The organism is Colwellia sp. MB02u-9 (assembly GCF_014077085.1).
Classification (GTDB): Bacteria; Pseudomonadota; Gammaproteobacteria; order Enterobacterales; family Alteromonadaceae; genus Cognaticolwellia.
Window position 1 is genome coordinate 62,063 of record NZ_JACGVF010000092.1, and the last position, 13,307, is coordinate 75,369.

Annotated in this window: 7 protein-coding genes; all 7 read right to left on the minus strand. The window is 33.2% G+C overall.

Translation table 11 applies throughout. The annotated features are described in order from the left end of the window. Positions 1–4: 4 nt before the first annotated feature. Positions 5–799, minus strand: a complete 795-nt coding sequence (locus H4J65_RS08250; RefSeq protein WP_182197427.1) for a hypothetical protein — start codon at positions 797–799, stop codon at positions 5–7. Beyond that, positions 796–3,873, minus strand: a complete 3,078-nt coding sequence (gene dpdH, locus H4J65_RS08255; protein WP_182197429.1) for a protein DpdH — start codon at positions 3,871–3,873, stop codon at positions 796–798. The genes H4J65_RS08250 and dpdH overlap by 4 nt, the downstream gene beginning before the upstream one ends. After that, the gene (dpdG, locus tag H4J65_RS08260; RefSeq protein ID WP_182197431.1) at positions 3,873–4,823 is read right to left on the minus strand and encodes a protein DpdG; all 951 of its coding nucleotides are present in this window, start codon (positions 4,821–4,823) and stop codon (positions 3,873–3,875) included. The genes dpdH and dpdG overlap by 1 nt, the downstream gene beginning before the upstream one ends. Further along, positions 4,814–7,339 (minus strand): protein DpdF, encoded by a 2,526-nt coding sequence (gene dpdF / locus H4J65_RS08265; RefSeq protein WP_182197433.1) that lies wholly within the window; start codon positions 7,337–7,339, stop codon positions 4,814–4,816. The genes dpdG and dpdF overlap by 10 nt, the downstream gene beginning before the upstream one ends. Beyond that, positions 7,339–10,413 (minus strand): protein DpdE, encoded by a 3,075-nt coding sequence (gene dpdE / locus H4J65_RS08270; RefSeq protein WP_182197435.1) that lies wholly within the window; start codon positions 10,411–10,413, stop codon positions 7,339–7,341. Before dpdE ends, dpdF begins: the two co-directional genes overlap by 1 nt. Before the next feature lie 1,250 nt (positions 10,414–11,663). Continuing rightward, complete coding sequence (locus H4J65_RS08275; RefSeq protein WP_182197437.1) at positions 11,664–12,623, minus strand: hypothetical protein; 960 nt, start codon at positions 12,621–12,623, stop codon at positions 11,664–11,666. Between the two features lie 5 nt (positions 12,624–12,628). Next, complete coding sequence (locus H4J65_RS08280; protein ID WP_182197439.1) at positions 12,629–12,988, minus strand: hypothetical protein; 360 nt, start codon at positions 12,986–12,988, stop codon at positions 12,629–12,631. Positions 12,989–13,307: the final 319 nt, after the last annotated feature.

Sequence of the window (13,307 nt, forward strand, 5' to 3'; positions counted from 1 at the left end):
TTTACTAACGTGAAATTTTTAATTTAGAAAGTAGATCTTGTTTGGTTAACCAAGCAAATACATCAGGAGTTATAAGTTCCAAAGTTGCCACTCTATAATTTGAATCAAGATCCTTTAAGAACTTGACAACATCTTCAGGTAATTCAGACATATCCATTTGATCACGCAACTTAATTAGGTGTTCTTTAGAGTGATTTAGAGAGTCAACTAAGCTTGAATTAAAATCTTTTGAAAGCTTATCCACATAAAATTTGGCTTTAAGCTTATTGTATTCATTATAGACTTTGTCTTTACCAAGACTGGTTTGCTGTTCTAAAACGACGTCTTCTACAACAAAGTCATTCTCTAAATTAATTAACCACTGGTCCCAATACTTATCATTTAAACCGCTGATTATTTTTGTAAGACTTTTTAACGCAACAATTGAATTATTTAACGAATCATCCTGTTGTGCTTCATGCCCTAACTCTTTCCACTTTTCGGAAAATAAAGATAGAGAAACCTTAGCACTCTCTAATAAAGCCTCAATGTCATCACCTAGAACTAATCCTGAAGATTCGCTAATTAAAAATCCGTCACTTTCATCGCCTTCAGTACTCGGAATTAATTGCTCATCAAGTTGACTGATAAGAGGGATAACATTGAATTTAGCCTTATTACTTGTAAGTTCACCTAATGATTTATTTAGACGGTTTAATATATTGGAATTAGCCTCTATGATCTTTTCATTTTCCTGAGCATTAGAAGATAGCTTTATTTGGCTTTGGAGTTTGTCAACTTGAGATTTTAAAGTGCTCATTTAACTTCCTCCAGAACATGTTCATCTAATTGTTTTAAAATCAATTCGATAGAGGTAAAAGATGCATTTATTTCATTATTTATTTTTTCTACCTGCTGGGTGCTTGATGTATCATTAGCCTTCATTATTTTAGGAAGTACGCTAACATTAAATTGTTGCCAATTTTTTAATACTTTACATACATTTTTGATAACATCTCCATTGAGTGACGAAAGAATTTTTAATTGAGTTAACTCATCTTTTGCGGATAACAATTTTATACTGTTTTGAACGTCACTCCATTGACAGTTATCGACAACCTCTTTGATATCTTTACTTAAAGTAGGTCTTGTCACAAAATCTTTAGGGTACAGTCCCATATCAAATATTGTTTTATAAATCGACTTAATATCCTCTAGCAGTTTGATAAAGTCGTCTTTATTATCGCAATCAATAAGATGATTTTCCATTAAGTGAATATCTGATTTTAATTCATAAACAGATTCGTTCTTAAGTTTTTTTTGTGATGCGGTTAGTAGCTCTTGATTTAACTTTTTGGCTTCCTTTTGAGCAAAATTAAAAATGTCATTATCAATAGCTACATTGCTAGTTTGTATCAAACTCAACCACATTTGCTGTGTCTCATCCCAATGACTCAATAATTCCTCTCTAAATTCCTGATATTTTTCATTTATAGCAGGCTTCAAACTATCTACAATATGAATAGATCTTTTGAGTAAAGTACTTTGTAGAGTACCTTCAGATTTTATACCTAACCCTTTCATGAGCAGTATATGCTTAGCTATAGAGTCAACCAAATACTTGCCCCTAATGTTTTTGAGCATATATTTAATCGCATTAGGAACCCAAATTTCTACAAATTTAGTAAAGTAAATAAAGTCGTCATAACCTTCAGGATAATTCCAATCTTTAGTTTCCTCTTTTTCATTAAAGCTATGATAACGAAGGATTGCTAAAGCAGAACGTTGATAAAATAACGAGGTTTTTTCATTAATAAAGTCGTCCTCTGAACAGAAAGTGTAATTTTCTCCTTGCGGGTTACCACCAGCAAATGGTAAATCAAATAAATACCTTTGACCTTGTTTGAAAATACATTCATAAACATTCTTATTATGTGTATTTGTAAAAATACTCAAGTTTTCAAACCCACTCCATCCAGAAGGTTGACGGTTTTTTATCATCTCGAAAAGTTGTGTTCTGATTTTATTTGCTGATCCAGAAGAAAGAGGTTGTTCACGATTAAACCAAAGCTGAACTTCTTTCAGAATAACATCATCTTTCACTTTAATTGTAGAAGGTACTTCAACTTCACCTGATGTAGGACCTTCGGGTGAATCAGGGATGTCTACTTCTGTATCAGCAGATAATTTTTGTGCAAAGTCCTCCATTGAAAAAGCTAAAGCCACATTGCTATTCAAAGATTCCTGGATAGATTTGAGACTTAATCCTTCTCCCCAGATTGTAGAAAGAATCTGTGCTTTTCTTGGAGAAACTAACCCTAAGTTCAAAATCTCACTATTTAGTCTTGTAATTGATTCTTTTATAGGAAAATTTTGTGGGAATGTTTTTTCTAAATATTCATCCCTATAATCACGAAGTAAGTTTAAAAGTATCCCGTTTATAATAGTTCTTGGGTTAAATACAACGTTTTTATCCTGATCTATACAGTACCATTTTGTTAAAGTGTTAATTGCTTGTTGATTATAAGGAAATAAAGGAATACCTATTGATGATGTACCAAAAGCATTTAATTCTTCTGATTCTCTTTCTGAAAGATCCCCCTCCCAGATAGGTATATCATCATGATTATTTTCTAAACTAATATGACTTTCCAGTAAATGTTTACCAAATCTTGCAGCATTTATATAACGACTACAAAAATCAACAATCCGTTTAGGTATGTTTTCCTGGGTGTCACTACCTTGCTCAATATGCCACTCAAAAAGAGCTCTTGACCTTATAGTAGCTTGCCTACGTATATACCCTTGGTAACCTGTGGTGACAGCTAGAACAGATCGTAATACACAGAGTTCTTCTTGACGCTCTTCCAATAAGCAATCAATTAATACATCCTCTATTGCCGATATTGCTGCTAAATCTTCGACTAGAATAACTAACGTTCTACCTAATTTCTTTAGATGTATTCTAATCTCTTTAAACAAATCTTGGAAATTACCATTGTTAAACTGAAACAGTTGTTGAAAAGCTGTTTGAGTTGCTTTTCCTATTGCTTCATTTAACATAGTAACTGCTTTGTTTCTTTGCTCTTTATCTGAATCTAGCCTGAGATCACTTATAACCTTTCTCGCGGGCAATGCTAAATTATCGATCTCTATTGCATCAAGCATTGCCTCAAAGTCGCGTAGGGTAAGTTCGTACTCCGTATTATTAATATCTTCATCTGAAGCGCCCTTAATCCATCTTGTAGCAATACTGTAAACGCAACTTTCACCATCCAACAATTGAGACTTGAAAAGAATATCAGTAATCAATATAGGGAGTAATTTAGACATACTCATTCTTTCTCGTAATGCTGTATATGTAGCATTATCGGGTCTTTGAGTAAGATTTTTAAGATGTTTTGATGTTTCAAGCCCTATGTCTTTTACTCGATGCGAAATAAAAGTAACAAACAAATCAGCAACTTCTTCTGCATTTAGGGCATTACCAACTTGATCAATTCTTTTTCTTGCTTGGTCAAACACCTCACCTTCCAAGCCCTCAAGCAATGAATTCAATGTTTGCCTTAAACTGGCATTTTTCGGTAGGCGAACAATCTGCCATTGTTCATCAATTACAACTTTCTGTATCTTTAATTTAGCATGTAACCATCGAATTAGATGTGACTTTCCCATGCCTGCGGCTGCTACAATAGGGATAGGCCTTTCTATTTTTAAAAAATGCTTAAGTAGATCATCCTCTGTTGCATTATCTTTTGTTCCTTTTTCATCATACTTTTTCAAATGCATAGGTTCATGCACTGCTAGTAAGGTATGTTCCGACAATTCTTCTGCTTCTGTTCTAATGCACTCAAATATATTCGGCTTAGTTGGCCAATAATTTTGTAAACTCATTATATATCTCCAACCATACGAATATGGCTTACAGTTCTGAGTTCACCATTTGGTAATAATAGAGTAACTGCTTCTAAAGAGTCTGAAAGTCGGTCTAAATATATTAAACCTTCTAAATTTAGGCGGTATAATGCGTGGCTCAAACTTTTCGACAATGTGTGAGGAGGGCTTGGCTGCCAATCACTTTTTTTAGTCTTCATCATTGCCTCTACTTCTACTCGATATTCCCCTCTATCAAAAACTGGAATATTACTATTAAGTCGATCTATAAAGGTATTAACACTAATACTACCTTCATTTTTATCAGAAAAAATATCAGAAAGGTAAATCTTTATTAGTCTTGTAGGGTCAACAATATATTTATCTCTACTCACTTTCTCCATATACCCTAATAACAAGCCATACTCTAAAAATGTGGCATTTTCTGAAGGGTTAATTGAAAGTCTTGTATCATCAGTTGAGCGCTCAGGCATATATTTAGCGCTAATTAATGGTATTTCTGTGGACTTAAATGAATTTTGTCTCGAAAATGTCAATTCATCTAAAGCCAAAAATAAACAAATTCCTCTAATAAGCGGTTCTATTTTTAAACCCGTTTGAAGATTATACTTTTCACTGAAAACTGTTCGTACAATACGTGTAGAAATATTCGTATCATTCGATAATGCTGAGAAAGCTTTGATGCCTTGTTCAGAGCTATCCCAAAGACCGTGTTCTCTCCAGAAATCGATTGTTTGTCTTACCTTTTTCTTGGGATTAGGATTCGAAATAAAATTACCGTCATCTCCAACTTCATCACTAAGAAATAAATTACTTGGTCGATAATCTTCAAGAATTTTTTCAATAGAAATATATTCTGATTTTTTTATAATTTTGCGGTTTAGTATACGATCGATAAAAATTAATGATGCTATATGACTACCAGGGTATGAGTTATTAATTACTGACACGTGTTTTTCTCCACAAGATTCTTGAAATTAACTAATGGGATCGACCTATTATTATCTTGCCACCACAATCGATACTTACTTGATTTTGTTTTTTGAGAGCGCTCACCTATAAAAAATGTAATTTGCTCTTCGAATAAAGGAATTGTTACTTCTACATCACTTAGTGAGGTGATGTAGAGAGAAGGCCATAAGTTACTACTATCGGTAATATCTTGAGAGATCCAGAATGACTTAAAACTTTTTGGAAGTTTATTCTGAATATTATTTAAAAAAGTCGAATCTGCTTTAACAGAGCAGACATGTTTGTTATCTAGCATTTTTTTGATTAGCTTAGACCATTGTAAATCCGAGATAAGCTCGTTGCTATTATCGTAATAAACACTACAGACATTGTCGAAAGATATATATTCAGCAAGAGATGATGGAAGTGAATTTGAAAAACTATAATTACCAACAGAGACACTATCACCTAATGAAGGTAAAAAACCATCACACATAATACACCCCCCACAAGCTCTTTGGGGGCTAAAACTATTCAAGGTGTAATATTTTACTAACTCTTTACAAATAGGCTTTCGAAAAGATGATATATTATCAGATAGTGTTAAATATGCACGATCCTGAGAATTAATTTCTTTTTTACGATGTTTTTCAATGTTAGTTTCCCAATACAAATTAGAGAGTGATTGTTCATTAATAATTTGAACTAAAACTTTGCTGTTATAACCCTTCCAATACTCTTTTCGTTGGCTATTCCTTTCAAAATCATTTAATTCACTGTCATCTTCAATTTCTGGCACATCATAAAAAACTCTAATTGAACCAGCGCGTTGCATGAGGAGAAGGGTTAACCAATTCCAGTCTTCATTTCGATCACTCTTCTTATCGAGACCGTCATGATAAAACGATGTGTCCAGTTGGTATAAATCTCCTTTTAGGGTTGGATGAGAAGATATATCAACCTTTTTACTCCACATTCCTTTCCACTTTTTATAGCCTAACTCTGTAGAAATTAATATTTCCTTGTTTATTCTTTTCGCTTCAGAAAATTGTTTTTCATGATAAATTAATTCCGATGTTGCTGCTTCTCCATTTCTACCAGCGCGGCCTATTTCTTGATAATACCTATCGATATTATCCGGGACGCAAGCATGTATTACACTTTTTACATTTGACTTATCCATGCCCACACCAAATGCTGAGTTTGCAACTATTATATCTAGTTCGTCATTTTTCCATTGTTCAATTATTTCTTCTTTTGAGTCAGCTGGAGTATCACCATTAAACAAAGCTATTCTGTTAAGACCTATACCTTTTAGCTCATCTATGAAAGTAATAGAATCTTGAATAAGTGTTGTATAAAGAATCAAAGGCTTTGGTAAAACTACCACCCGGTTAGTAACCGTTTGAATATGACTATTCTTATCTACTTTTTCATATAATGAGCTAACCTCTGGGCGTAAAAAATTACCATTAACAATAATTGGAGCTATATTGGGTTCACAATATAAAGTGGTTAAAGAATCTATATTACTTTGAGTGAAAGTAGCTGACATAAGAATAGTTTTAAAAGGTGAGTTACTTACTTGTCTTAATGATGCCACCAAAGCTCCAAATCTTTGAAATTCTGAGCGAAAATTACTCCCCCAAGTGTCAATCAAATGTGCTTCATCAATTATTATATTAGCAATATAGTTGTTTTCTGCTAAACGAAAGAGTAGAGGTAGTAGGCTTCCGGTAATTGATTCAGGAGAGGTGAAAATTACTTTTTGTTGTCCATTGTCAATATTCTCGCGAATTTCTGATTTGTCACCATCAGACAATTGGCTATGCCAAGCATAGTTTTGAACAGAAAAATCATCCGCTTTTTCAAATAATTCTTTTGCTCTTTTACCTTGCTCTATAGCTAAACCAACAGTAGGTACAATAACGATTGTTAACGCCTTACTTTTACTAAACAACATGCTGGCATGAGCGACTAATGTTTTACCGCACCCTGTAGGTAAGTTAATAAAAAGGGTCGAGTCTTGAGGGCATGTTAAAGCAACCCTCACAGCCATTCTTTGCCCTGCACTAGAGTAGTGACTATAGTTTTGGTCTGATAACCTTGAAACTAAGGCTAAATCCATTTCTACCTTTTTTACTTTACGTTTTTGTTTCTGTTCGTACACATCCATTAATTTTTGAGTAATTACTGGGGATGATAGGGTAAGGAAGTTTGAACCAACTTGATAATTCAACATAGCTTTAGCGCAGAGTATTCCCTCTTCACTAGATAAACGTCTAGGTATTGGAAAGTTATTGTGCTTGTTATCCAGTTCTTTTTGAGATGAGTACAAGTAGTCTTTAATTGATAAAAGCAAGTCTAATAAACTCGTGTTATCCCCATCAACTACTTTTTTTAATCTTTGTCCGAAATGATTGTTTGGATGATGGCTAATAATATTATCAACCGTATGGTGTAAATCCCTTAACTCAGCCTCTGAAAAAAATGAGGAAATAATTAAATTATTCATTACGACTTACCTACCAAAGTTACAGACCTCATAGTAGATAAATTGATGCCAAACTTTTCACTTGAAGATAAATCATATTGTTGATTAAGTTCAGATTTTACTTTTTCTGTACAATCCGATGCTACACTTAGCACTAAATCTCGCCATTCATCTTTACTTAAAAATGAATCTACCGCATCCCACATATCTTGTTCAAAACCTACACTAATATTGTAATCTCTGTATAGGCCTTTAGTTAAATCTCGTGACTTCTCATAGGGTTTATTCAGTATATTTAATAAAGCCTCTTTTGTTACTTCATTTCCCAACTCGTCTACCCAACGATCTAAAATTTTAGGGGAAAGTTTTCGATCGTTGTTCCTCTGGCTAACTCTTGTGTGGCGACCACTCTCTAATGTACAAACCCAGTTTAATTTAAAGAAAGTTTTAGGCTCATTTAAAGCAACATTAACCTCTCTAATAATCGCATTTGATATACCTAACGTGGTTTGTTGTGAAAATGCATAAACAGTATCCACAAAAGGTTGTCCATACCTAAATGGGTATGAACCAGTTTTCGTACTTTGGTCTCTAGATGCGCTCATGGGTTTAGTGGAAGGATTGTCTAAACCGCTATTAAAGTCCATTCCTAAGATACAATGACTCACGAAGTCATGGACATTTAGGCGAGTTCGTCCTAATTGGTATTGAAAAATAAAGTTGCCATCTTCTGTTTTCCTAGAATCAAATCTAAGACTCTTGTTAATCCACCCTTGCATCTCTTTACTTAAATCATCTGCATTTTCATCAACAATTCTTAACCTTTCTGAAAATGTTTTTATTTCAGAAAGATCTACTTGCATTCCATTCCATACTTCCTGATCTGCAACTTTCTTTCTTTCTTTTGTAACTAAACCAGACTCTCCTGCTATTTCTTCGGAAAGTTTGTCTAATTGTGTATACCCCTGATGAATAATACTTTCACAATAAGAATCTATTTTCTCATCCAATACCAATTGAATACTTGAGCAGTTTTGATTAAAAACACCTATATCAGTTTTTAGTAACTGAGCCCAAGAACTATAAAATCCCTCACGACAAGGAGTAAGCACTAAGTTCTCAACAGGAAGAACCCCTGTATTACTTGCACTGTATCTATTTAAACGACCGATTCTTTGTTCAATTCTCATTACCGTTCTAGGTAAACTATAATGGACAGCTAGACGACATTTCCCTTGTAGATTTAGACCATCCTCTCCTGATTGATCACATATAAGAATATTATATTGAGGTGAAATGGTGAAAGCTGGTGGTTTTCCATCTATGTGCCTTTCAACTGAAGACAAGTGTTGTTCAATAAAGTTATAGACATTATCAGCTACAGCTTTATCTCCACAAAAAACAACAATTTTACCATCCTTATTTTTTTCCAACCATGATGTAATCTCTTCCAGTAATAACTCATCTTTATTTGATTGCTCAACATGACCCATTTCAATCATTGTTGTCAAAATCAGTTTTTCTTCATCTGTAATGGTGTTATCAGATGTCAATGTAGCCTTTGCCTTTGCTACAAGTGAAGAGGGGGATATAAGTAAAGCATCTAACCATTGGAAATAGTTTTCACGTGTAATTCCGGCAAAATTTTGCTCCCCATGTATTAAAGCATTACGGTAATCATCTAATTGCTCATCTAATGAAACAAATTCATCGCCTATCTGCCATGTTGCTGTATTACAATCGCCTAACCCTGGAAATATTTGCTCGATATAGCTATTTTTGCTTCCTCTTCTGTTTCTTATAAAACGCTGGAATAATCTATACTTATCCCCAAAGTAATCTTGTAATGCCTGTACAGCCAACTTACGTTGATTTTCATCTTTTTCTTCAGCAAAGTAATCAATATGAGGTTTAAGATTAGCGATTAACAAATTTAATTCAGTATCATTAAAATCAAAATTCTCAACCTGCTCTACTATACCCTCCAGTGTGAAATCATCACTTTCCGGCACTAGTGCACCATATATTCCTGAATATTTTTCTCTTTCTTCAATCTTGTTATTAAATGATGCTATTCCATCATCATTTAACTGATAAGCGTCAGGATTCAAGCAATGAAGCATAGCCAAGAAGTTTTTGGTATTCCCTGTTATCGGTGTCCCTGAAAGAACGATTGTCGAAATAGAGTTATGGCAAGCTGATGCTATTTGGGTAAATATATCTTTATTTTCTTCCCCCCAAGCAAACGACCCCAACTGGTGACCTTCATCTATAACAACCATTGTAGGTTTTTTAGTAATAAATTTACTTATTAAAATATCTTGGAAACTTCCTATAAAGACTTTTTGATCTTCTTCATCAAGATCCTCATCCATTACATCTTCTAAATGAAATTTCTGACTCATTTCACTTCGCCATTGGTGAACAAGAGAAGGAGGGGTTAAAATTAAAACACAAGCCTTGTCTGTATATTCTAATATATGTTCACGAACTAGAAACCCAGCTTCAATAGTTTTACCTAGCCCTACTTCATCACCAAGAAGGTACTTCTGTAAATTATCATTCAAGACTTGTAGAACTACAGATAGTTGATGTATTTCTAAATTAACGGCACTACTAGGGATTGAGGATATTGAAGAACATGAAGCTCTTTGATTTAAGTAGGAGTTAAAAAAGGATGTACGATCATTAATGTACATCGGAGAAGTTGTAGCTCTTCCCGCTAAAAATTTGGCTGGGCAGAATTGAGAACCTTCTAATAGGTTGGGTACAAACACTTCCTCCATAGGAACTACATCAGAGTCGTTATAGTTATATTTAATTAAGTGTTCATCATTCGGCCTTTGTCCATCATAAAAGCCTGCTCGCCAGTTCTCTGACTTCCCAACTTTACAATAAACCACCGTTTGCTCGAACAACTTTGATTTACCAATAAGCTCTGAACCTGCAACTTCAATTTGATTTGAAATTGGAGATAGCGGAGAAGTAAAGAACCCCACTATTGCACTTTTTTTCTCACTGGAAATAGAAACTACTTTACCGACGCCTTTGAAAGCGCTCTCACTTTCAACTAAAGAACCTACACCTATTTTCACTATTTACTCCTTGTGATAATAAAAAATTACCGGGGTGCTAATACCCTATATATGAAATTATTTTAATTAAAACTAAGCAAAGATATTGTAAATAAATGTACTATCCACATATCCATGCGCTAAAAAAAATTCCATAACAAACAATTACATTCTATTGTACAAACAGGCTATATTATATTGATATTATAAACAAGTTGTTCTATATCAAATAATTGCATCTATTCAAGTACCTATATATTTATGTGCTTGAACAGATAATATTCAATTATTTTTCAATACATGATCTAATAGTTAGCTCTGTAGTTCTCTTCTTTTGGCTTATTGTTTGGATATAAATCTGCTTATTCACAATTTTATGTTCATTTAGCAAAATTTTTAAGTCGTCTAAACAAGATCACCAAATGAGGACGTCAATTTCAGAAGTAATTTATAACCTTCGTTGCAAACGGGAAACTCTTTTGTAGATATTAATTTACCAACACCATTGAGTAATACAGCAACATCGATATCTAGGTGGGTACAGCACCAAGTGTTAATTGATTAAGTGGATTATTAGGGTTCATTGTTTTGCCTCATGTTACCATTGTAGAACTGGACACTGATGATGCAAAACAATGCTCCTATTAGGTCACTAATGCTGGTTATGGATTAACCTGCTAGTTTTAGATGACAAGTCAATACAAAGGCACTTTGCCAATCCAGCATGAGTCCATCTACAACTATCAGTATTGACTATAATAAGCTCAGTATCTCAGCAATTTCGTCGACGACTCATACTTTGTCTTATTTGGTAACGCCAAAGTCGTTGTCTAAATTTCCGGCTAGTGTGAAGTACCGCTCTAAATATCTATATATTTAAAAAACTTATACTTAAAAAGACTAATGTGAACAAAAAACCTAAAAAAAATTAAATTATTTATTTCATAATTTATTAGGTATTTAACTTGGATTCTTCCACTATAACGCTAAGTGAAACAATTGGTTATATATCTTTTTAATCATATCTATGTTATAACTATTATAACGATTATAACGATTATGAGTATTATAAAGTTATATAACCAATGTAAGGACACTTCAGTCCTGACTTCCGAATTTGTTCCAATCTCCCTAAAACATATCAAATTTTATATTGTCAAATTTGACAAACTCTCTGTCAAACTTGCCAATTTCTGTGTCAAATTTGGCAAAAAGCATGTCAAAAGTTCACTATTACTGAGTGCGGGACAAAAATAATTCTACTTTAGAAGTCACTGAGGCCAATATTTATTAATCTGAGAAGGATCTCTGGCAAGTGCTTCGTGAAGTTCAATTAAGCGATGCATATCTCTCAAACAGATAGTAGAAAGAATATCGTTATTTTTTGCTTGTTTGTGGTCTGATTGGTTAATCTTGGCGTAAACCATTGCAAAATTTGTAAACGTATAATGGTGATTGTGATCTATACGTGCACAATGAAGATCTTTCAACGAATCAGCATTATTTATAAACTCTTTTGAGTGTGCAATACCTATTACAGAGGCCGCAGTAAACTCCCATTCGGTGACTAATAACCTAGCTTGGTCTTCAGCTTTACTTTTTTGATTGCTATCTTTAACAATAAATTTATTTGCTATGTCTTTATATGTCAATCCTCGCGAACGTAAGAAAAACTCTAAGTCAGCAAATCTCTCAAAACCAATTTCTTTTACCACATTAGTTACAAATCTCTCAACTGGATTTAATGTCGATTTTTTTCGGCGCACTCTTAGGAACTCATATAACTCTTCAGCTTTATCCGCTTTATCAATGACATCAGAAATATCAATAATCTCATCATATTTCTGAATTAATTCGTTTAGGTTTATTCTTTCTTCGCAGTCTAAAACAAGTTGAGAAACAGTCTTGGAAGCATTCACTCCTGATAGTTCCAGAAAGAAAAAAATTAAATAAAAATCATGTTCATAAAAACCAAGCTGCTCATCACTAAAATTTTTTTTTAGTTCACTAAGTAATAAACGGTCATTGTAAACGACATTTATCAATCGATTAAAAGTTAACTCAGTTCGATTCAAGCTGTAATTGTAAATGACAGGTACCTCATCAATCGTCAATAATCGATAATGAGCCTCAACTATTTGTCTGAAAAAAGTAGCTATTGAGTGTACGGGAAAATCAATATTTACGTTTTCAGAAGTATCTTTTGAAGTTGGTAGATAGCTAATATTCATTGATTTCATCCTTTTTTGTTTTGCGAGTATTGGTTGCTGTAGTTTTGTTGAAAATGATTCACTATCAATGTGAGTAATTCATTTGGTGATAGTAATTTATCTCGTATCATATACCACTCACTTACAGAAATAATAAGAGAGCTAGAGTTCTCTTCTGAGATATATAGACTGCCTGTTTGAGTTTTAAACTCGTTATTCCACCGATTAATAATTGGTGACTTAATGACGCAAAAGCCTTTTTTATAGCGCTTAGTTTCATCACTAGTAACCTCACCAAATAAAACAGAGGCTATAAGCTCATCTCTGTCTTCATCAAAATCTTTGATGAGTAGTACACATGCTTTTTTTATATGAGTTGTTAACATCTAAAGTACCTCGAAAGCTATTGAAACATTAAAGATAATACTAGTGAAAAACAGCGATAATAATAAAGAATATTTTGTTGACTAAATTGGTGTAATGATGAAAAAAAAGTCTTTCACAAATGATTGTGATATTATCAACATGAACAACTCAAGATGTTGATATTTATATATTTTAGCATTTATTAATTATACTTAATTAATAAATGCTAAAATATATGCTTAGTCTATTATAAAGATTACATACGAGATCAATATTATTTAAAGATTCTTCAATTGGTACCAGCGAATTTGTTTGTTTGTTTGTTTGTTTGTTTGTTTG